Consider the following 20,436-nt stretch of genomic DNA (forward strand, 5'->3'; position numbering starts at 1 on the left):
CGGCTACCGCACCTCGGGGATGCGGATCGTGACCTCGAGCCCGCCGGACCGCACGTTCCGGAGCGACGCCGTCCCGCCCGCACGCTCCGCCACGGCCCGCACGATCGCGAGCCCCAGTCCGGAACCACCCGGCAGGGGGATCGTGCCGGTCGCGGGGTCGGGGTTCGGGCGGGACTTCCGGGCCTCGTCGGGGCGGGTGAACCGGTCGAAGGCGACGGGGATGAACGACTCCGGCACGCCGGGGCCGTCGTCCGTGATCTGCAGGATCCCCTCGCCGCCGGCACTGCGCCACGAGACGAAGACGCCGCCGCCGCGGGGGAGCGCCGAGACCGCGTTGCCGGCGATGTTCGTGACGAGCTGCGCCATGCCACCGGTGTCGAGCCGGTACCGCGGCTCCACGGTGCCGCCGCCGATGCCCGGGCCGGAACCCCCGACGGCGACCGGGGACTCCAGGTCGAAGTCGACGGTGATGTCCTTGGCGGACGCGATGAGCCGGACGCGGTCGACGGCACTCATGACCTCGTCGCCGAGGTCCGACCAGCCCGTGGGCTGCTGTTCGGCGCCGTCCTGTTCGCGGCGCTCGGACTCCTCGATGCGGGACAGCGCGAGCAGGTCGTTCGCCAGGCGGGACAGCCGCGCGACGCTGAGCTTCGCGCGCTCGATGTGGGCGGCGAGGGCGGCCGCGTCGTCCCCGTCGAGGGACGCCAGGTCGAGCTGGGTCGTCAGGATCGCGAGGGGCGTGCGGAGTTCGTGGCTCGCGTCCGAGACCATCTGGCGCTCGCGTTCGGTGGCCTGGCGCGTGCGGGCGAGGAAGGCGTTGAGGGTCGTCGCCAGCGAGGCGAGTTCGTCCTGGGCCGGACCGACCGGCAGCTCGGCGCGCTCGGGGGCGACGGAGAGGCGCTCGGCCTCGCGGCGCATCCGGTTCACCGGGCGCAGGGCGGCGGTCGCGAGCACCCACGAGGCGACGCCGAACGCGACCAGGATCGCGAGCCCGGTGAGCGACAGCGTCGAGGTCAGGTCGTCGACGACGATCGCCTCGGCTTGCGAGTTGCGGGCCGCCACGACCGTCCACCGACCCGCCTGGTTGACGGGGTGCTCGACGACGACGCGGTACTCCGAGCCGGCGACCCGGATGAGGGACGTCCCGGCCTTCGTCTCGGTGAGGCTGCCGAGCGCGCGCTCGACGCGGGGCGGCATGGTCGACAGGGCGATGTCACCGGACGGCGAGACCACGGCCACGAGCTGCGCGTTGCCCGGCGGGGACAGGTCGGGGTCGCTGTCGACCTCGAGCGTGGCCACGTACGGGTCGGCGTCCGCGTCGAGCAGGGTGCGCGTGGCACTCGCGACGACGCTGACCACCTGGAACCGCATGACGAGCACGAGCAGCACGATGACCACCGCCGCGATCGCCGTGGACCCGATGGTGATCCGAGCGCGGAGCGACAGGTTCCGCAGCGGACGGATCAGGCCATGCCCGGAACCGGTCACGCCCCGAGCAGATCGAGCCGGTAGCCGCGGCCGCGCACGGTGGAGATCGCGACCGTCGCCTCGTGCGAGGTCAGCTTCTTGCGGAGGTACGAGATGTACTGCTCGACGACGTTCGGGTCGACGTGCTGCGAGCCGTCCCAGACCTCTTCGAGGATCTTCGGGCGGTCGACCACGGTGCCCACCGACCGTGCGAGCAGCCGGAGGAGCGCGAACTCGGTGGGGCTCACGGCGACCCGCTGGCCCTTGATCAGGATGCGGCGGGCCTCGGAGTCGATCGCGACGTCGCCCACCTCGATGGTGCGCGGGGCGCCGGCGGACTCGCGACGGCCGAGGGCGCGGAGACGAGCGGTGAGCTCGGCGAAGGCGAACGGCTTCGTGAGGTAGTCGTCGGCGCCGGCGTCGAGGCCGAACACGCGGTCGTCCACGGCGTCCCGCGCGGTCACGAGGAGGATCCGGACCGGGTCCTCGCGCTCGCGGATGCGTCGGGCGAGCTCGAAGCCGGACATGCCGGGCATCATGACGTCCACGACGGCCAGGTCGAACGCCTGGTCGCCGAGCGCGATCAGCGCCTCGACCCCGTTCTCGACCGCGGTGACGCGGTACCCCTCTGCCGCGAGCCCACGCTCCATGAGCGCGCGCATCTCGTCATCGTCCTCGACCACCAACAGGCGCATAGCGACCTCCTCGACCCCATCGTGGCATCGAACCTGTACATGCGGGAGATCCCACGGCTGAACTCGCTGAATCTCGTCACAGTCACGGCGGCCGGACAGGTAGAACGGTCTGTCCCCCGTTCGTGGGACGTGAGGACTGCTTGCTTCGTTGCTATGCTCGCGCACCGGAAGCGGCGTACCCGACGTCACATCCGCAGTGGGGGCACCATGAGCGACATGCCGGAACACCCGGCCCTCGTCCGTCTGCGTGCCGAGCTCGACGCCGCTTGGAAGGGCATCGGCGTGCTCGGCGACATGGAGGACGACAGCCGCGACCGTGTGGTCGCCGAGCTCCGGGCGGCGGTCCCGGACATCGCGAGCGTCGCTGCTCGTGCCGCGGGGGCCGATGCCGTCGTGGCCGAGATCAGCCGGTTCGCGAGCGTCGAGGTCGTCTCGAGCGACTCGACCGTGCCGACGGCGACGATCTGGGACGACATCGTGCACTCGGCGGCCGAGGCAGCGTCCGCCGCACGCTGACGCGCCACGTGCCGGTGAGCAAGGCGGTGCCGGCCGCACGCTGACGCGCCACGAGCGCGCACGCGCCCGCGCCCGCCCTCGGGCAGCGTCAGTCGTCCTCGCCGAGCAGCTCCTCGCGCACGCGCCGGATGTCCTCGAGCAGCGCCCCGATCAGGATCCAGTGCCGCGAGTTCGGCCGGATCACCTCGAGCGGCGCCGTGAGTGCCGGCTCCGCGACGTCCTCGTCGTGCTGCGGCGACGTCGGCACCGACCACCGGGACCGAGGGGACGCGGCGGTCGACACGGGCACCTCCTTCGCGGCGACCCGGGCACTGAGCGCTCGGACGTCGGCCGCGATCCGGGCGACCTCGGTGGCGATGCTCCCGACGACGGGGTCGGCCCGGAGGTCGGGCGCCGTGTTGTCCTGGATCGCCCGGGTCATGCCGGTGACCCGGGTGACGAGCACACGCAGGTGTTCGGCCACGACGATGTCCTCGTCGAGGACGGTCCGGTGCCGGCCGCCGCGCGGGTTCATCGTGAGGGACTCCCGGGCCGCGGTGAGCGACGCCTCGGCGCGGGCGTGCTGCTGTCGGAGCGCCCGGGCCTGCAGGAGCGCCTCGTGCCAGCGGTCCTGGTCCCATCCCTCGGTGAGCCCGATCGCGACCCGCTCGAACGCGGCTGCGGTGTCCCGGGCGAGTCGTGCGACCGCGAGGTGCGCCGGACCGAGCAGCACCGGCGGCACGATGAGCGCGTTCACGATGAGGGCGACGATCGCTCCGAGGACGGTCTCGAGGATCCGGTCGGCCGAGTAGTTCGGCGTGACGACGCCCGCGGTCAGCACGAGCATGCCGCTGATGCCGACCTGCGTCGCCGAGGTCGGGGTGAGCCGCAGCGCCCACGCGATGAGGATCGCGAGCACGATGACGAGCAGGACGACCCACACGGTGTCGCCGAGCAGCAGGTGGAACCCGGTGGCGAGCACGACCCCGAGGACGACCCCGGCGCTGCGCTCGAGTCCCTTCACGAACGACTGGTTGATGCTCGGCTGCACCACGAGCAGTGCGGCGATCGCGGCGAAGGTCGGGAACGGGCCGTCGATGAGCACCCGGCACAGCAGCACGGCGGCGACCACCGCGACCGCGGTCTTGACGACCTGCAGGAACGGCGTGCGACTGGAGCTGCGGAGACGCGCGACCGGGTTCACGACGACCACGGTAGCCACGGTGCGCGCGCCGAGCCGTGCACGAACGCGACGAATCCCGCCCCGTCCGGTTGACTGGTCTCGTGTGGCCCAACCATGAGCGCGTCATCCCGCAGGCCTTCGCCGGCTCCGGGACCTCCGTCGTGGCCGCACGCGCGCACTCGGTCGAACCCTCGGGCAACGGCTACCTGTACGGCTACGAGGTCGACACCGTGGACCGCAACGGCCAGCGCGCCACGGTCCTGACCTACGTCGACACCGGCGGGACCCACGACCAGAACAGCGCGATCGTCACCGACCCCGCGACGGGCGAGCCGGTCTCGGTGTGGGCGTACCCGAACGACCCCGGGCTGCCGGTGCTGCCCCAGGTGACGTACCGCGACGCCGTCGCCGAGCTCCTCACGACGCTCGGCATGCCGGTCACCGACCCGACCCTCACGGTCGCGGCGTACCGACCGGGCAAGCGTGCCGTGGTGCGGGTCGACGCCGCCGAGGGGACCCTCTTCCTCAAGGTCGTGCGTCCGCACCGGGTGGCCCCGATCGAGAAGTCGCACGAGCAGTTCGTCGCCGCCGGACTGCCGGTGCCGCGGGTGCTGTCGAGCCGTGGGGACGGTCTGCTCGTCCTCGAACGCATCCGCGGGGTCCCCGCCGGCAGCCGCATCCTCGAGATCGCGGACGACCCGCGCTTCGTGGCCTCCCTCGCCGCGCTCACCGGGCGGATCGCAACGGTCCCGATGACGCAGCAGGCCCGCGCCGACGCGATGGACCACGCCGACTGGCACCGCCGCACCCTCGTCGCCGCGCTGCCGCAGGACGCCGAGGAGATCGACGCGCTCTACGACGCCATCGGACGACGCTCGATCGGCTGGGCGACCGCGACGAAGCAGGTCGTGCACGGCGACCTGCACCTCGAGCAGGTCTTCGTCGACGAGGACGAGCCGTGGCGCATCTCCGGCCTGCTCGACATCGACACGGCGGGCTGGGGCTACCCGGTGCGCGACATCGGTGCCGTGGTGGCGCACCTCGTCGTCACGGGGCTGTGGCACCGGTCGCGCGGCGACGCGGAGCGCGGGGCGGCCGCCGAACGCCTCGCCGACGCCATCGCGCGCGACTGGATCGCGCGCAACCCCGACCAGTCGGACCGGATCGGCCCGGCGATCGGCGCGCAACTGCTCGCGCACGCCGGCGGCCAGGCCACGACCGGTTCCGCGAACGGCATCCACACGGCGGAGCAGCTGCTGGCGGCGACGCAGGCGGCCCTCGCGGAGGCGACGCCGATCGTCCCGTCCGACGGCCTCCTCCGCCCGCGCTCCGCACCACAGGCCTGACGCGACCACCTGCGCGACGCCGGTCGCGGGACGGGTCCGCAGCGCGCCTCCTGGACCCGACAGCAGGCGGATCCCGGGAGGCGCGACTCGCGCGGGCGTCGTCGAGTCGCCTCCGTCGGTGGTCGGGGAGTAAACTGAGCGCGCACGCACCGCGTTCCCGCGTGCCGCGTCGATTCCGGACGCAGCAGTCGGTCACTTGACCGACGTGGGAACCGGGTCCGTGATCGCTCCGAGGGGGCATCACGTGCGTGTGACGGCGCCGGATCCCGGCGCGGACCGTCGCATCCGGCCCCACCCGGTGGCCGCGATGGGAACGGTCCGCGGGACTCCACGTCCCCCGGACGGGGACCGGCGAAGCGGTGGGCCACGGTGGCCCCCGGAACACCGGAGCCGTGCCAGGCGCCGGTTCAGGACTTCCGCCCCGCGGGGCGGCTCGCCCGCACGAACGGGCGGAACAGGAGGAGCGTTGGCTCGATCAGGCACCCGGCGAGCAGCCGGCGGGACGCGGACCGCGTCGCGTCGCACCAGGCCGCTCGACAACGACGGCGTCATCCCCGTGCTCGCCCGCGCCGTGCGCGAGGTCGAGGCGGCGGCGCAGCGTGGACCGCTCAAGGCGTCGAACCGTTCGAAGTTCCAGGCGGTCGCCCTGCTCATGCGCGAGGAACGCGCACGGGTCAAGGCGGACACCGAACTCACCGACTCGCAGCGCGCCGAGCAGCTCAAGCGGCTCGACGGCGTCGCGACGATCCTCGCGAAGACCGCGGCGCGGGACACCAGCGTGATCCAGCTCCTCACGGAAGAGGCGTCGGTCAGCGAGACGACCCGCACCGTGAAGCGCGACATGATGATCGCGGGTGGCATGGAGCTGCAGCCCGAGGAACTCGTCATCGCGGCGGAGCCCTCGCCGACGGTGGAGAGTCCGGTGCGTGCCGTCGTGCCGCAGGCGGTCGTGCAGCGACAGCTCGCGAACCCGTTCCTGCCGCCGGACTTCGCGCTCGCCGACCAGCCCGTCGCGCACCCGCGTCGCCTGGCGAACTGGGAGCTGTTCGGCCCGCTCTTCAAGTCGTTCGAGTACGGCGCGGGCGGGGGAGCGGCGACGATGCCGCTGCCGGAGCCCACGACGCTGCACTCGCGGTCGGGCACCACGCTCATGAAGCACCAGGCGGAGCTCATCGCCGCCGCGGCGCAGGGCCACCGCACGTTCCTGCTCGCCGACGAGCCCGGCCTGGGCAAGACCGCGCAGTCGCTCCTCGCCGCCGAGGCCGCGAACGCATTCCCGCTGCTCGTCGTCGTGCCGAACGTCGTCAAGACGAACTGGAAGCGCGAGGCCGCCCGCTGGGTCCCGAACCGCACCGCCACGGTCATCCACGGCGACGGGGACGACCTCGACGGGTTCGCCGACATCGTCATCGTGAACTACGAGATCCTCGACCGGCACGCCGGCTGGCTCGGGAACTTCGGGTTCAAGGGCATGGTCGTCGACGAGGCGCACTTCATCAAGAACAAGGACTCGCAGCGCTCGAAGTTCGTGCTGCAGCTCGCCGAGGCGATCCGGTCGCGCACCGCGTCGCCGCTGCTGATGGCCCTCACCGGCACGCCACTGATCAACTCGGTCGAGGACTTCCGCACCATCTGGGAGTACCTCGGCTGGATCGACGACAAGAAGCCGCGCGCCAAGCTCATGAACGAGCTCGAGGAGATCGGCCTGACGCCGGCCGACCCCGGGTTCTTCGTCGAGGCCCGCAAGGCCGTCATCGACCAGGGCATCGTCCGCCGCCGCAAGGTCGACGTCGCCGCGGACATCCCGGCACGTCGGATCGCCGACATCCCCGTCGAACTCGACGACGAGGTCGGCCGCTCGATCCGCGACGCCGAGCGCGAGCTCACCGCGAAGCTCGTCAAGCGGTACCACCAGGCGCTCGACGCCCGCACCGGGCAGGACCCGGTCGTCGGCATCGACCACAAGCTCGTCCGCCAGGTCGCGCGCTGGGAGCTCGAGGACCAGGACGCCTCGCCGACCGGGGAGAACGTGTTCTCGATGGTGCGGCGCATCGGTCGGGCCAAGGCACAGCTCGCGGCGGACTACGCGGCGCAGCTCGCCTCGAACGTCGGCAAGGTCGTGTTCTTCGCGAAGCACCTCGACGTGATGGACCAGGCGGAAGAGGTGTTCGCACGTCGACACCTCCGCACCGCGACGGTCCGGGGCGACCAGACGCCGGCGCAGCGCACGGCCGAGATCGACTCGTTCGTGAACGACCCCGACGTCGCCGTGATCGTCTGCTCGCTCACCGCGGCGGGCGTCGGCCTGAACCTGCAGGTGTCGTCGAACGTCGTGCTCGCCGAGCTGTCGTGGACGAGCGCCGAGCAGACCCAGGCGATCGACCGCGTGCACCGCATCGGGCAGGAGGAGCCCGTCACGGCGTGGCGCATCATCGCCGCCCAGACGATCGACACCAAGATCGCCGAGCTCATCGACTCGAAGGCGTCCCTGGCCGCCCGCGCGCTCGACGGCTCGGACGAGGAGATCGTCGACTCCGGCGACATCCAGCTCGACGCGATGGCGGCGCTGCTGACCGAGGCGCTGGAGCGCGGCTAGGGCCGGCGCCGTCCGGCGCGTGCGGCGCGTGGCGCGCATGTCTCTCGCACAACGGAAGTCCGTCCGAACCACGCGATCGCGCGGTTCGGACGGACTTCGGTTGTGCGGGACTCCGCGGCGTCAGATGCGCGACTGGACCTCGGCGAGCGAGGGGTTCGTCGCCGTGCTGCCGTCGGGGAACACCAGCGTCGGCACGGTCTGGTTGCCGCCGTTGACCTCGGCGACGAGTTCGGCCGTGCCGGGCGTCTGCTCGATGTCGACCTCGCGGTAGGGGACCCCGGCCTTGGACATCTGGTTCTTCAGGCGCGCGCAGTAGCCGCACCAGCTGGTCGTGAACATCGTGACGGCGCCGGCCTCCGGCACGAACGCGTCGCGGGTGATCGTCTCGCTCATGTGCTCAGGCTAACCCCGCCGGTTCGGGGAACACGGGGAGGCCCTGGTAGACAGGACCGCGTGAGCGACACGCACCTCGAGATCGAGCGAACCTACGACCTGCCCGAGGGCGGTGCCCTGCCGGACCTCGTCGGCATCGGCGGCATCATCCGCACTGAGCACCAGGAGCCGTTCGACCTCGACGCGACGTACTGGGACTCCGAGCGGTACGACCTCGTGGCCGCCCGCGTGACGGTGCGCCGCCGGACCGGTGGCCCCGACGCCGGCTGGCACATCAAGCGCGCCTCGTCCGACACCGTCCGGCACGAGCAGCACTTCCCGCTCACCGACGACGCCGACACCGTCCCCGACGAGGTCCTCGCCGCACTCTTCACCGAGCGCCGTGGCCGGGGCCTCCACCCGGTGGTCCGGATCACGACGACCCGCACGGTGACGCGGCTGCTCGACGAGGACGGCGACCAGATCGCCGAGCTCGCCGACGACCAGGTCCGCGCGACGCGGCTCGACGACGACGCCCCCGAGACCCCGCGCACCTGGCGCGAGGTCGAGGTCGAGATCGTCGGCGGCGTCGACCCGCAGGTCGCCCACGAGCTCTTCGCGTCGCTGGACGGGCGCTTCGCCGCCGTCGGCGCCGGCCCCGCCGCCATCTCTTCCAAGCTGGCACGTGGGCTGGCAGGAGCACCGGCACCGCGCCTCCAGGCCGAGGACAAGCCGGACAAGGGAACGACCGCACGCGTGCTGGTGAAGCGGCTGCGGAAGCTCCGCGCCGCGCTCCTCGCCCAGGAGGCGCGGCTCCGCTCCGGCGACGCCACCGACCTCCGGCAGGCGGCCGAGACCGCCCTCGAGATCGCCGCGATCCTCGGCGCGTACCGTCCGGCGTTCGCCGCCGGCGACGCCGTCGACCGCGCTGCCGCGGGGGCGGACGGACTCGCCGCCGTCACCGCGCGCGCTGCGTTGGCGGAGTACCTCATCGACCGGCTGCCGCGCGCGTCGACCCCGGCGCAGGACGAGCTCGTCGACGCGATGACGCGCGAGCGGATCCTGGCGGCCACCCGCGAACGTCGCGACCAGTCGGTCCGGGACGTCGTGGCGTTCCTGCACGGCGAGCCGTTCCTCGAGCTCCTCGACGCCCTCGACGACGCGGTCGAGCGCCCCGCACCGACCGCGTGGGCCCTCCGGTCGCCGAAGAAGGTCGCGCAGGACGTCGTCGCCCAGGTGAAGCCGGAGGTCCGCGAACTCGTGCGCGCCGCGGTCGCCGACGACACCTCGGACACCGCCGCTGCGCGTGAGGCCGCCGACCGCGCCACGACCGAGGCCGCCTGGCAGGCGACGATGCGCGCGCGCCTGACGATGGACGTGCTCGGCGACGACGCGTTCCCGCACGCACTGTGGAAGCGGATCGGGACGGCGGCCGACGTCCTCACCGAGCGGGTGCGCTCCCTGCACGCGCTCGACACGCTGCGCACGAACGCGGCGATCGCCGAGCGCGGCGGCGAGGGCACGTTCGGGTACGGGGTGCTCGCGGGCGACCGGGTGCGCCTCGCCGAGGAGTCCTACGACGAGGCGGTGCACGCGCTCAACCGCGTGTGACGCGGCGCGCGGCGGGCGGCGGGCGCTCGCGCGCTCGCTTGGTGAGCAGAAATGGTCGGGTGCCGATGGGCAACCCGACCATTCCTGCTCACGAAGTCGTCACGCGGCGGGCGCCTCGTCCGCCAGCCCCAGGACGTCGAGGAGCCAGGCGAGCTCGAACGCCCGCTCCTTCCACGAGGCGTACCGGCCGCTGACGCCGCCGTGCCCCGCTGCCATCTCGGTCTTGAGCAGCACCGGAGCGCCGACCTCCCGCAGCTTCGCGGTCCACTTCGCGGGCTCGACGTACAGCACACGGGTGTCGTTGATGGACGTCACGGCGAGGATCTTCGGGTACTGCACGTCGTCGCGGACGTTCTCGTACGGCGAGTACTCGCTCATGTACCGGTAGACCTCGGGGTCGTGCAGCGGGTCGCCCCACTCGTCCCACTCGATGACCGTCAGCGGCAGGTCGGGGTCGAGGATGCTCGTCAACGCGTCGACGAAGGGCACCGCCGCGAGGATCCCGGCGAACCGTTCCGGGGCGAGGTTCGCCACAGCGCCCATCAGGAGCCCGCCCGCGCTGCCGCCCTCGGCGACGAGCCGGTCGGCGGTGGTGCGTCCGGTGTCGATCAGGTGCGTGGCGACCGCGACGAAGTCGGAGAAGGTGTTCTTCTTCGTGAGGGTCTTGCCGTTCTCGTACCAGTGCCGACCCATCTCGCCGCCACCGCGCACGTGGGCGACGGCGAACACGACGCCGCGGTCGAGCATCGACAGGCGCATGACGCTGAACCCGGGGTCGATCGAGTGCTCGTACGAGCCGTAGCCGTAGAGGTGCAGCGGTGCCGGACGGTCGGTGTCGACCGCGTCACGGCGCCACACGAGGGAGATCGGCACGCGGGTACCGTCGTCGGCGGTGGCCCAGTCGCGCTCCTGGACGTAGTCGGCCGGGTCGTAGCCGCCGAGCACGGGCTGACGCTTCAGGACCGTGACCTCGCCGGTCGCGAGGTCGAGGTCGCTCACCTCGGACGGGGTGACGAACGACGTGAACCCGATCCGGAGCGTCGGCTGGTCCCACTCCGGGTTGCCACCGAGCCCGGCCGAGAACAGTGCCTCGTCGAAGGGGACCTCGTGCGCGTCGCCGTAGCCGTCGCCCTCGATCGGGATGATCGCGACGCGGGGGAGCGCCTCGGACCGGTACTCGAGCGCGAGGTGTCCGGCGAAGGCGTCCACCGCCTCGATCCGACGCTCGGCGTGGTGGGCGACGACGACGCGCCGGTCGCGCTCCGACGTGGGGTCGTCCGCGGGGACGTCGACGAGCTCGAAGTTCTCGGCGCCGTCGTTGTGCAGGACGAGGAACCGGTCGCTGCCGCCCACGATCGCGTGCTCGATCTCGTACTCGACGCCCTCGCGCCGGGGCCACACGACCTGGAACTCGCCGGTGGGGTCGGCCGCGTCGAGGACGAGCGCCTCGGAGGTGATCTTCGACCCGAGCTCGATCACGATGTACTGCGACGACCGGGTGACCCCGACGCCGACCCAGTAGCGGTCGTCCGGCTCCTCGAACACGACGACGTCGTCGGCCGCCGGGCTGCCCACGGTGTGCCGCCAGATGCGGTCGGGCCGCCAGGAGTCGTCGACGGTCGGGTAGAACACGAAGCGCCCGGACGGGTCGAACGTCGCCCCGGAGCCGGTGTTCGGGATCTCGTCGCCGAGGTCGGTGCCGGTCGTGAGGTCCCGCACGTGCAGGGTGTACCGCTCGTCGCCCTCGACGTCGATGCCGTAGACGAGCCGTGTGCCGTCGTCGCTGATGTCGTAGGAACCCAGCGAGAAGAAGTCGTGCCCGTCCGCGAGCGCGTTGCCGTCGAGGACGACATGCTCGCCGGGGAGCGTCGCTTCGCCCTCGGTCACGGCAGGCGGGGTCCAGTCGTCCGGCCCGCTGATCGGCGCACGGCAGTGCACGCCGTACTGGCTGCCCTCGGCCGTGCGCGTGAAGTACCACCAGTCGCCCATGCGGACGGGCACCGAGAGGTCGGTCTCCTGCACGCGGTTCTTCACCTCGGCGAAGATCCGGTCGCGCAGTCCGTCGAGGTGCGCCGTCGCCTGCTCGGTGTGGCGGTTCTCGGCTTCGAGGTAGGCCAGGGTGTCCGGCGACTCCTTGTCGCGCAGCCACTCGTAGTCGTCGACGAAGTCGATGCCGTGGTGGGTCCGCGTCACGGGCCGCTTGGCGGCGGTGGGCGGGGTGGCCTGGGCGTGCTCGATGCTCACCACCCCACCCTATTCGCCCGGTGTGTGACGGCGTCGTGGACGCGGTCGGTGAAGGCCGTCACCTCGTCGGCGACGGCCACCGCGAGCCACGCTCGGCGACGGCGCCGCTCGGTCACCGGCCGCAGCACCCCGGCGCGGCAGAGGTCGTCGGTCACGGTGTCGATCGAGCGGGCGTCGTCGCCGAGCAGCTGCTCGAGGTGGTCCTCGGTGACGACGGGATCGTCGAGGAGGGTCCGGGCGACGGCGTCGTGCGCCCGGGTTGGCCACCACCGCGACCCGCGGGGGACGGCGGCCTCGTCGAGGAGCAGCGCCGTGACCGTGGCTTCGTCGCACACCGTGCCGATCGCGATCGCGACGTCACGGACCCACTCGTCGACGACACCGCGACGGTACCGGTCGAGGTGCCAGAAGTACCGGTCCCGCTCGGCGACCAGGGCGGTCGCGACCGGCACCGTGACGGTCCGAGCGAGGCCACGACGCCGGAGCACGGCGGCGACGAGGGCGCGGCCGATCCGCCCGTTGCCGTCGGTGAACGGGTGGATCGACTCGAACTGCGCGTGCGCGATGGCCGCCTGCGCGATCGGGTGCAGGTCGTCGCGGTGGAGGAACGCGAACAGGTCGTCCATCAGCTCGGGCACGAGCGCGGCCGGCGGCGGGACGTGGCGCGCGAGCCGGGGCGTGGTGCCGCCGCCGATCCAGTTCTGCACGTCCCGCCAGCGTCCGGCGTACCGGCCGTCGACCGGGTCGTCGCGCAGGAGCCGGTGGTGGGCCGCGAGCAGTGCCCGTTCCGTGATCGTGCCGGACGCCGCAGAGGACACGAGCGTCTCGATCGCCCCGCCGGCCCGGACCATCGCCGTCGCGCTGCGGTTCGCCCGGACGCCGACGACGGCCCGCGCGAGGTCGTCGAGCGTGGCGTGCTCGTCCTCGATGCGGGAGGTCGCGACGGCCTCGGTCCGGTCGAGCACGCGAGCGAGCACGGCGAACCGGTCGCCGTGGTGCTCGTCGAGGTGCACGAGCGCGGTGGCGGCGCGGTCGAGCAGCGCTGCGGTGTCGGCGTCCGGGGACCAGGGGAGTCGGGCGATGCGCGGCGGGACAGACGCCACCACCGACGTCGTCTCGCGGTCCTGCCGCGGGCCGCGCACGCTGCTGCGCCAGGGGAGCGTGACGGTGGTGTGGGACGGCCAGGGGTGCTCGGTGCGGGGCATCGGTTCCTCCACGGTGGACGAGACGGGACGACGGGACGACGGCTCGACGCTAGAGCGGCGTCGGCCACCGCCGCGAGGAATCTGCATGTCGTGTGCACGGCCGCGGTGTCCGCCCCCGTCGGTACCGTGGTGGCATGAGCAACTCCTTCGTCGTGACGAACGCACACGTGGTCCCCGTCACCGCCCCCGAGTTCGACGGCGGCGCCGTCGTGGTCGAGGACGGTCGCATCACCGCGATCGGCCCGGACGTCTCGCCCCCGGCCGGGCTGCCGGTCGTCGACGCCGCGGGTGCGTGGCTCGTCCCGGGCTTCGTCGAGTCGCACGGGCACGTCGGCATCCACGAGGAGGCGAACGGCGAGGCGGGCAACGACACGAACGAGATGACGGGCCCGAACATGGCCGGGGTGCGCGCGATCGACGCGATCGACATCGACGACGAGGGCTTCCGCGACGCCCTCGCCGGCGGCATCACCTCGATCGTCGTCAAGCCCGGGTCCGGCAACCCGATCGGCGGCCAGACCGTCGCGATCAAGACCTGGGGCGGCCGCACGATCGACGAGCAGCTCATCTCCGACGCGGTGAGCATCAAGAGCGCGCTGGGCGAGAACCCGAAGCGCGTGTACGGCGGCAAGGGGCAGACCCCGTCCACCCGTCTCGGCGTCGCGAAGATCATCCGCGACGCCTTCGTCGAGGCCCAGAACTACCGTGCCGCCCGCGACGCCGCCGCCGCGAAGGGCGAGCCGTTCGCCCGCGACCTCACGAAGGAGGCACTCGTCCGCGTCCTCGACGGCGAGCTCGCGTGGGACCAGCACACGCACCGCCACGACGACATCGCCACCGCGATCCGGCTGGCCGAGGAGTTCGGGTACCGCCTGGTCGTGAACCACGGCACCGAGGCGCACAAGATAGCGCACGTCCTCGCCGAGAAGGACATCCCCGTCATCTACGGCCCGCTCTTCACGAGCCGCTCGAAGGTCGAGCTCCGTGACCGCGGTATCCCGAACCTCGCGGCGATCGCGGCGGCCGGGGTCCGTGTAGCGATCACGACCGACGCCCCGGTCGTCCCGATCGGCATGCTCGTCGACCAGGCCGCCGCGGCGGTGAAGGAGGGGCTGCCCCGCCAGACCGCGCTCGAGGCGCTCACGACGAACCCCGCCGACTTCCTCGGGTTCGGGGACCGCGTCGGCCGCCTCGCCGAGGGCTACGACGCCGACCTCGTCCTGTGGGACGGCGACCCGCTCGACGCGACCAGCCGCGCGACGCGCGTCTGGATCGAGGGCGAGTCCGTCTTCGAGTGGGCCGACGGCACGGGCGTCACCACGCCGCGCTGGTAGCGACCAGGTTCCGGACGGGAGGCACGGTGCGGGCCCGCACCGCGCCTCCCGTCCGCCGCCCGCAGGCGGGTCTCAGACCTCGCGCGCCAGCAGGAAGTCGTTGATCCGCGTCGTGAGTTCCGCGTCGATCGCCCGCGCGACACCGTTCACCGACCGGATCGGCGCCGCCTGGCGCACGCTCGAGACGAGCCAGGCCGCGTCCGCCGCGTGGAAGTCGTCCAGCGTGAGGAGCTCGTAGGCGGTCTCGATGCCCGCTTCCTCGGCGAAGCGGAACACGTCCGCCTGCGTCGTCCCGGCGAGGATCCCGATGTCGGTGCGCGGCGTCACGAGCCGCCCGCCGACGGACAGCACGAGGTTCGCGCGCGTGCCCTCGAGCACGTAGCCGTCCGTGGAGACGAACACGGCGTCGTCCGCTCCGCGTCGGCCGGCCTCGCGGAGCGCTGCCATGTTCACCGCGTACGACAGCGTCTTCGCGCCCTGCAGCAGCCACGGAGACGTCCGCTCGACGTCGTGCCGGTAGCCGCGGTCGAGCGTGACGACGGAGATGCCCTCGGTGCGTGCGGCGGTCGAGTCGCCGGACGGTGCCGCGTAGACCCACCCCGTCGGGCGGTCCGAGCCCTCGACGCCGCGGGTGAGGACGGTCTTGACGAAGGCCTCGCGGACCGGATCGAGCCGGGCGCACACCGCCTCGATCGCCCGGCGCCAGGCGTCGGTGTCGGGTGCGGGCAGGTCGAGCATCGCGGCCGAGCGGCCGAAGCGCGCCAGGTGTGCCTCGAGCGCCTGCGGGTGCCCGTCGATCACGGTGACGGTCTCGAAGACCCCGTCGCCGCGGATGATGCCGAGGTCCTGCACCTGCACGTGCTCCTCGAGGGGCTTCGCCCACGTGAACGCGTCCGCCGCGGGGTCGTGCGGCGCGCGGTCGCGGGAGGGCTGGTTCAGGACGGCGAGCACGGTTTCGGTCATGGGGCCATCCAACCGCAGCCCGGCCGGGAACGACCTAGCCGGCTTCGGGGAGCGCGCCCATGAGCTTCCACACCGCCGGCGTCAGCTCGGGGTGCTGCAGCGCGATGCGGCGGAGCCGGTGGTACTCCTCGCCGAGGCGGGTGCCCTGCCCGGAGGCGGGGTGCATCGACCACTGCGCGCTCCGCTGCCCGATCGCGGCGTCCAGCTCGACGGCGTCGGCGCGGAGGATGAGCACGACCTGCTCGTCCACGGTGGGGAGCGTCGGCATGAACTCCCACGGGTCCTCGCCCTGGCGGCTGCGGTGCTCGACGATCATCGAGATCTCCTCGGCTGCCTCGGCGCGCAGCACTTCGAGGCTGCGCCCGGTCCTGCCCGGCTCAGCCATGGTGCCCCCGCAGCGTGCCCGCCATGGAAAAAGCCTACGCCAGAACTTCGGCCAGACTGGACGCGTGACCCCACGCGACCCGAGCAAGTCCCAGCACCCCGCCGTGGTCGTCGTCTACCTCGTGCGCGACGGCGAGCAGGGCCCCGAGGTGCTCCTCGGGGAGAAGCGACGCGGCCTCGGGACCGGCCGGCTCGTCGGACCCGGCGGCAAGCGGGAGCCCGGGGAGTCCGCCGTCGAGACGGCGGTGCGCGAGGTCGCTGAAGAGGTCGGCCTGCGGATCGACGCGGCGGACCTGGAGGCGCGGGGCACGTTGGACTACCGGTTCCCGTACCGCCCGTCCTGGTCCCAGGTCTCGGACGTCTTCGTCTGCCGCCGCTGGCAGGGCAGCCCGTCGGGCAGCGACGAACTCGAACCCCGCTGGATCCCGGTCGACGCCGTGCCGTTCGATGCGATGTGGGACGACGCGAAGTACTGGCTGCCGGGCGTGCTCGGCGGGGGATCGGTGCGGGCGCGGTTCACGTTCGCCGAGGACGATGCCACGGTGTCGGGCTACACCGGCACCGGGGTGGCAGCGCCGTCCGGACCCTGACCCGTCGCCGTCCCAGCGCGTCGTCCTACCGGGTGGGGGTCTGCGTGCGGGTGCTGCCGGTGCGGGCTTCCTCGGCCGCGGCGATGACCTCGGCGTCACCGCTCCGTCCGCCGAGCGGGCGCACGAAGAAGTCGATGATGCCGAACACGATCGCGCCGATCATCGCGAACATCGCCCAGCCGACGAACAGCCCGGCGACGTTGCGGCCGTCGGCGGGGGCGAGCAGCACACTCGCCGCGTAGAACCCGACCGTCAGCACGAGGAACACGACGACGACGGTGACGAGGACGCGGTGCCAGGCGATGCGCGGGTTCATGCCCCCAGGATACGCGCCGTGCGGACGCGGTCCGGGCGTCGGTCGTGTCGATGCGCGTGCACCGTGCCACACTGCGCGCGTCGATCGACTGGCACGGTGTCGAAGTGTGCACGTGCATCGGATGCGTGTGCACCGTTCGACATCGTGCCCGTGGATCGACGCGTGCGATGTCGGAACACGCACACGCACGGGCGCCGCACACGCACGAGCGACGCGCGCGCGGCGCGCAGCCCGGGGCTCAGCGGTCCGCGTGCCGACCGTGCGGACGCTCACCGGCGCCGTCGGCGGGGCGACCCGTGGCGTCGGCGCGACCCGGCGCCCTGGACCCGTCCGCCCGTGGGACGGGACGGGTGCGGGGGCCGGTCGCCGCGCCTCCTGGACGCTGCACCGGACCGGTGCGGTCCCCGCGGACGACGGGGATGCGACCCGTCGGCGTCGTCTCGGTCTCGAGGCCGTCGCGACCGCCCATGAAGACGTCGCCGCCGACGCGTTCGTCCTCCCAGTCGTCGTCGTGGAGGACGCTCAGCGTGCCGGTCTCGGTCGAGGTGAGCCCGTGGCGCTCGAGCTCGGCGTCGCGCTGCTTGCCGAGGAACTCGCGGTTCGCGGTCTGGGCGTCCTGGAACATCGTCGTGCGGCCGGTGACGATGGCACGGATGCGTCGGCGCTCCCACCACTGCTTGCCGAAGTACATGAGGACGAGTCCGGCGCCGGCGTAGCAGGCCATCGTGATGAGGCCGCGCGAGTACGACGGGCCGACGCCGTAGATCTGGTGCTTGATCATGTCGACCATGCTCGAACCGACGACGACGTTGTTGAGCCACGCGAACGGCTCCGGCATGAACCACTTCGGGTAGGCGCCGCCGGACGACGGCATCGACAGGAAGACGAAGCAGATCATGGCCGGCGCGGCGATGAACCGGCCGACGAAGTAGCTCAGGCCGTTGACGGCGAGGCCGATCGCGACGATCCAGCCCCAGGCGATGAGGACGAGTTCGATCCAGTGCCCGTGGATGGCGCCGACCACGGGCCCGGCGAGGGTGTTCGTGATGAGGGAGATGACCAGGCCACCGACGACGATGACGGCCATGCGGGTGCGGTGCCGGAGCGGGCCGCCCATGATGCCGATGAACATCGCGACCATGTAGCCGCCGATGCACCAGGCGAGCATGACGTACATGGCGACGGTGCCGTACTCGTCCCAGGCGGGCAGCGGAGCCAGTTCGGTCACGGTGGGGGCGGCGACCCCGATGCCGGTCAGGACGGTTGTCAGCGTCACGGGGACGAGCGAGGCGACCTGGAACTGGTGCGCGGTGGCCTTGAAGACCTCGTTCGTCGAGGGGTCGTACGCCACGGCCATGGTGCCGGCGAGCACGTCGCGCTTGGCCTGCGCGAGGGAGTCGTAGGTGTGGAAGAGGTACTCGCCCGGCAGCGCCTTCTGCATCGCGGCCACCAGGGTCGGGTCGCTGCCGACGAGTGCCACGGGGACGTCGTGCGGGTGCGGGGCGTGGAACGCGAAGACGTAGCAGAGGCAGAAGCCGACGATGAAGAACAGCGGCATCCAGAGCTGGAGGCCGATCAACTGGAGCGACGGGTGCAGCGTCCCGAACCAACGCCGGTAGCCGCTGATGCGCTGCGGCTCCGGGACGGGTGCCTGCCGGACGCGACCGGAACCACCGGAGCCGCTGCGGGTCGGCCGGGTGCCGGCGACCGGGGCACCGCGTCGGGGCTTCGAACCACCGCGGGTGGACGGACGTGTCGTGCGCTGCTTGGGAGCGGATGACTGCCGCGGCCCCCCGTCACGATCCGGGAGGTCGTTGTTCCTGGGGACGTCGTTCCGCGGCGTGCTCACTCGGCGATGCGCTCCTGTTCTGGGTCGGGCCGCCAGGATACGCCCGGGATCCTGGTCGCGGTCAGGACCGGCTGCGCGACGCCTGCGCCGAGTCCATCGCGAGTTCCTCGGCGTCGAGGGTCACGAGCACGCGGCGCATGACCTCCTCGTCGAGGTTGCCCTTCTCGCGTTCCTCGAGCACGATCTCGCGGCGACGGTCGAGCAGTTCCCGCCGGATGTCCTGGATCTGCGCACCCCGCAGGCGGACCGGGGCGTTGCGCTCCTCGTCCTCCTCTTCCTCGGCGTCGCGGCGGAACGTCTCCGCCTGGCGCTCGAGCCGGGCCTTGAGCCGGTTCACCACGGCGTCGACGGCCTCGTCGCCGTACTGCTTCGACCAGTCCGGACGTCGCTTCTCGAGCAGCTCGATCGCGGCCTCGGTCGTGCGCTGGTTGAGGCGCATCTCGCTGCGGACGTCCTCCTCGCCCTCGGCCGGGTCCTGCACCTTGAGCGACCGGATCACGAACGGCAGGGTGAGTCCCTGGAGCAGGAGGGTCCCCACCGTCACGATGAACGCGATGATGAAGATGGTGTCCTGGGCCTTGATGTCGACCGGGTTCGCCACGACCGACACGGCGGCGGCGAGGGTCACCACGCCCCGCATGCCCGTCCACGAGATGACGGTGAGCTCGCGCCAGTTGAGCTTCGGTTCCGCCGAGCCGCGCATCCACCGCAGGGACGGATGGCCGCGGGAGAGCCGGATGCGCAGGGGTCGGAACCACCTGCCGTTGAAGCGGTTGCGCACGTAGGACTCGAACACGAAGAGCGGCCGCACGAGGATCACCACCACGAGCACCACGGCCGCGGCGGTCAGGGTCTGCCCGAGGCTGCGCTCGCTCTCGACGAGGTCCTGCACGACGGTGTTGAGCTGGAGGCCGATGAGGGCGAAGACGAACCCCTCGAGGATGACGTCGATGCTCGTCCAGAGCGGGCGCTCCTGCAGCCGGGTCGCGTAGCCCTCCTTCGGCGAGTTGTAGCCGATGTAGAGGCCGGCGGTCACCACCGCGATCACCCCGGAGCCGGAGAGGTCCTCGGCGAGGATGTACGCGACGAACGGCAGCAGGATGCTCATGATCGTCTCGACCACCGGGTCGTTGATCCGCATCCGGATCCAGTGCACCGCGACGCCGAGGACGATGCCGACCGCCAGTCCGACGCCGATCGCGAGGCCGAAGATCCCGAGGTCCTGCCAGATCGTGAGCGAGGTGCCCGCCGCGATCAGGGTGAACACGCGCACGAGCGTCAGGGACGCGGCGTCGTTGATGAGGCTCTCGCCGGACAGCACCGTCATCACGCGGCGGGGGAGCCCGAGCTTCCGGCCGATCGCGGCGGCCGACACCGCGTCCGGCGGGGCGACGATCGCGCCGAGCAGGATCGCCGCGGGCCAGTCCATGTCGGGGATGATGATGTACGCCGCGAGGCCGACGGCCAGTGCCGTGATGATCACGAGGAAGATGCCGAGTCGACGGATCTGCTTGATCGACTGCCGGAAGCTCTGCCACGACACGTCGAGCGCCGCCGAGTAGAGCAGCGGCGGCAGGATGATCGTCAGGATGACCTCGGAGTCGATCTCGATCGGCGGGAGGCCGGGCAGGAACGACGCGGCCAGGGCGACGGCCGTCACGAGCAGTGGCGCCGGCAGTCCCTTGGCCCGAGCGAACCCCGTCACCGCGAGCGATCCGACCAACAGGATGAGGAGCTCGACGGTGTCCATGCCGTCCATTCTCCCATCGGAATGGTTCCGGATCTG

General features: G+C 72.2%; 17 protein-coding genes. 6 read left to right on the forward strand and 11 right to left on the reverse strand.

What is annotated here, in order from left to right; translation table 11 throughout:
- Nucleotides 1–3: 3 nt before the first annotated feature.
- Both JSX79_RS02865 and JSX79_RS02870 read right to left on the reverse strand, forming a co-directional pair.
- Nucleotides 4–1,488, reverse strand: coding sequence for a cell wall metabolism sensor histidine kinase WalK (locus JSX79_RS02865; protein WP_229085108.1), 1,485 nt, complete (start codon nt 1,486–1,488; stop codon nt 4–6).
- Entirely contained in the window at nt 1,485–2,162 is a 678-nt protein-coding gene (locus tag JSX79_RS02870; protein ID WP_070416542.1) for a response regulator transcription factor, read from the reverse strand. The genes JSX79_RS02865 and JSX79_RS02870 overlap by 4 nt, the downstream gene beginning before the upstream one ends.
- Before the next feature lie 216 nt (nt 2,163–2,378).
- On the opposite strand from JSX79_RS02870, the gene JSX79_RS02875 reads away from it, so the two are divergent.
- Nucleotides 2,379–2,678, forward strand: coding sequence for a hypothetical protein (locus JSX79_RS02875; RefSeq protein WP_139199160.1), 300 nt, complete (start codon nt 2,379–2,381; stop codon nt 2,676–2,678).
- An 88-nt stretch (nt 2,679–2,766) separates the two neighbouring features.
- On the opposite strand, the gene JSX79_RS02880 is transcribed toward JSX79_RS02875, so the two are convergent.
- Nucleotides 2,767–3,861 (reverse strand): aromatic acid exporter family protein, encoded by a 1,095-nt coding sequence (locus tag JSX79_RS02880; protein ID WP_229085109.1) that lies wholly within the window; start codon nt 3,859–3,861, stop codon nt 2,767–2,769.
- 80 nt (nt 3,862–3,941) lie between these two features.
- On the opposite strand from JSX79_RS02880, the gene JSX79_RS02885 reads away from it, so the two are divergent.
- Together JSX79_RS02885 and JSX79_RS02890 are read left to right on the forward strand one after the other, a co-directional pair.
- Nucleotides 3,942–5,186 carry an aminoglycoside phosphotransferase family protein gene (locus JSX79_RS02885; RefSeq protein WP_229085110.1) on the forward strand — a complete coding sequence of 415 codons (1,245 nt, stop codon included), beginning with the start codon at nt 3,942–3,944 and terminating at the stop codon, nt 5,184–5,186.
- Between the two features lie 466 nt (nt 5,187–5,652).
- Nucleotides 5,653–7,782, forward strand: a complete 2,130-nt coding sequence (locus tag JSX79_RS02890) for a DEAD/DEAH box helicase (RefSeq protein WP_070416539.1) — start codon at nt 5,653–5,655, stop codon at nt 7,780–7,782.
- Between the two features lie 120 nt (nt 7,783–7,902).
- Here JSX79_RS02890 and JSX79_RS02895 read toward each other — a convergent pair whose 3' ends face one another.
- On the reverse strand, nt 7,903–8,175 hold the full coding sequence (locus tag JSX79_RS02895) for a mycoredoxin (RefSeq protein WP_070416538.1): 273 nt from the start codon (nt 8,173–8,175) through the stop codon (nt 7,903–7,905).
- 60 nt (nt 8,176–8,235) lie between these two features.
- On the opposite strand from JSX79_RS02895, the gene JSX79_RS02900 reads away from it, so the two are divergent.
- Complete coding sequence (locus tag JSX79_RS02900) at nt 8,236–9,765, forward strand: CYTH domain-containing protein (RefSeq protein ID WP_229085111.1); 1,530 nt, start codon at nt 8,236–8,238, stop codon at nt 9,763–9,765.
- Nucleotides 9,766–9,864: 99 nt separating this feature from the next.
- Here JSX79_RS02900 and JSX79_RS02905 read toward each other — a convergent pair whose 3' ends face one another.
- Both JSX79_RS02905 and JSX79_RS02910 read right to left on the reverse strand, forming a co-directional pair.
- Nucleotides 9,865–12,009 carry a S9 family peptidase gene (locus JSX79_RS02905; RefSeq protein WP_229085112.1) on the reverse strand — a complete coding sequence of 715 codons (2,145 nt, stop codon included), beginning with the start codon at nt 12,007–12,009 and terminating at the stop codon, nt 9,865–9,867.
- Nucleotides 12,006–13,214 (reverse strand): Fic family protein, encoded by a 1,209-nt coding sequence (locus tag JSX79_RS02910; protein ID WP_229085113.1) that lies wholly within the window; start codon nt 13,212–13,214, stop codon nt 12,006–12,008. Before JSX79_RS02910 ends, JSX79_RS02905 begins: the two co-directional genes overlap by 4 nt.
- A 134-nt stretch (nt 13,215–13,348) precedes the next feature.
- Here JSX79_RS02910 and JSX79_RS02915 point away from each other — a divergent pair, with 134 nt between their 5' ends.
- On the forward strand, nt 13,349–14,548 hold the full coding sequence (locus JSX79_RS02915) for an amidohydrolase (protein WP_229085114.1): 1,200 nt from the start codon (nt 13,349–13,351) through the stop codon (nt 14,546–14,548).
- 72 nt (nt 14,549–14,620) lie between these two features.
- On the opposite strand, the gene JSX79_RS02920 is transcribed toward JSX79_RS02915, so the two are convergent.
- Together JSX79_RS02920 and JSX79_RS02925 are read right to left on the reverse strand one after the other, a co-directional pair.
- Nucleotides 14,621–15,511 carry an aminodeoxychorismate lyase gene (locus tag JSX79_RS02920; RefSeq protein WP_071295410.1) on the reverse strand — a complete coding sequence of 297 codons (891 nt, stop codon included), beginning with the start codon at nt 15,509–15,511 and terminating at the stop codon, nt 14,621–14,623.
- A 34-nt stretch (nt 15,512–15,545) separates the two neighbouring features.
- On the reverse strand, nt 15,546–15,896 hold the full coding sequence (locus JSX79_RS02925; protein ID WP_070416534.1) for a tryptophan synthase subunit alpha: 351 nt from the start codon (nt 15,894–15,896) through the stop codon (nt 15,546–15,548).
- Between the two features lie 64 nt (nt 15,897–15,960).
- On the opposite strand from JSX79_RS02925, the gene JSX79_RS02930 reads away from it, so the two are divergent.
- A complete protein-coding gene (locus tag JSX79_RS02930) occupies nt 15,961–16,485 on the forward strand; it encodes an 8-oxo-dGTP diphosphatase (protein WP_175475779.1) in 525 nt (174 codons plus the stop codon).
- A 25-nt stretch (nt 16,486–16,510) separates the two neighbouring features.
- Here JSX79_RS02930 and JSX79_RS02935 read toward each other — a convergent pair whose 3' ends face one another.
- The 3 genes from JSX79_RS02935 to JSX79_RS02945 all read right to left on the reverse strand — a co-directional run bounded on the left by JSX79_RS02935 (nt 16,511) and on the right by JSX79_RS02945 (nt 20,400).
- A complete protein-coding gene (locus JSX79_RS02935) occupies nt 16,511–16,801 on the reverse strand; it encodes a hypothetical protein (RefSeq protein WP_071295411.1) in 291 nt (96 codons plus the stop codon).
- Between the two features lie 238 nt (nt 16,802–17,039).
- Complete coding sequence (locus JSX79_RS02940; protein ID WP_229085115.1) at nt 17,040–18,650, reverse strand: ABC transporter permease; 1,611 nt, start codon at nt 18,648–18,650, stop codon at nt 17,040–17,042.
- Between the two features lie 61 nt (nt 18,651–18,711).
- Nucleotides 18,712–20,400, reverse strand: coding sequence for a sodium:proton antiporter (locus JSX79_RS02945; protein WP_071295413.1), 1,689 nt, complete (start codon nt 20,398–20,400; stop codon nt 18,712–18,714).
- Between the last annotated feature and the right edge of the window lie 36 nt (nt 20,401–20,436).

The organism is Curtobacterium sp. GD1 (assembly GCF_020882855.1).
Classification (GTDB): Bacteria; Actinomycetota; Actinomycetes; order Actinomycetales; family Microbacteriaceae; genus Curtobacterium.

Coding starts and splice junctions, on each gene's coding strand:
- JSX79_RS02935 (WP_071295411.1), bottom strand. CDS start 16,801: ATGAACCCGCGCATCGCCTGGCACCGCGTCCTCGTCACCGTCGTCGTC.
- JSX79_RS02925 (WP_070416534.1), bottom strand. CDS start 15,896: ATGGCTGAGCCGGGCAGGACCGGGCGCAGCCTCGAAGTGCTGCGCGCC.
- JSX79_RS02870 (WP_070416542.1), bottom strand. CDS start 2,162: ATGCGCCTGTTGGTGGTCGAGGACGATGACGAGATGCGCGCGCTCATG.
- JSX79_RS02945 (WP_071295413.1), bottom strand. CDS start 20,400: ATGGACACCGTCGAGCTCCTCATCCTGTTGGTCGGATCGCTCGCGGTG.
- JSX79_RS02875 (WP_139199160.1), top strand. CDS start 2,379: ATGCCGGAACACCCGGCCCTCGTCCGTCTGCGTGCCGAGCTCGACGCC.
- JSX79_RS02915 (WP_229085114.1), top strand. CDS start 13,349: ATGAGCAACTCCTTCGTCGTGACGAACGCACACGTGGTCCCCGTCACC.
- JSX79_RS02910 (WP_229085113.1), bottom strand. CDS start 13,214: ATGCCCCGCACCGAGCACCCCTGGCCGTCCCACACCACCGTCACGCTC.
- JSX79_RS02920 (WP_071295410.1), bottom strand. CDS start 15,511: ATGACCGAAACCGTGCTCGCCGTCCTGAACCAGCCCTCCCGCGACCGC.
- JSX79_RS02895 (WP_070416538.1), bottom strand. CDS start 8,175: ATGAGCGAGACGATCACCCGCGACGCGTTCGTGCCGGAGGCCGGCGCC.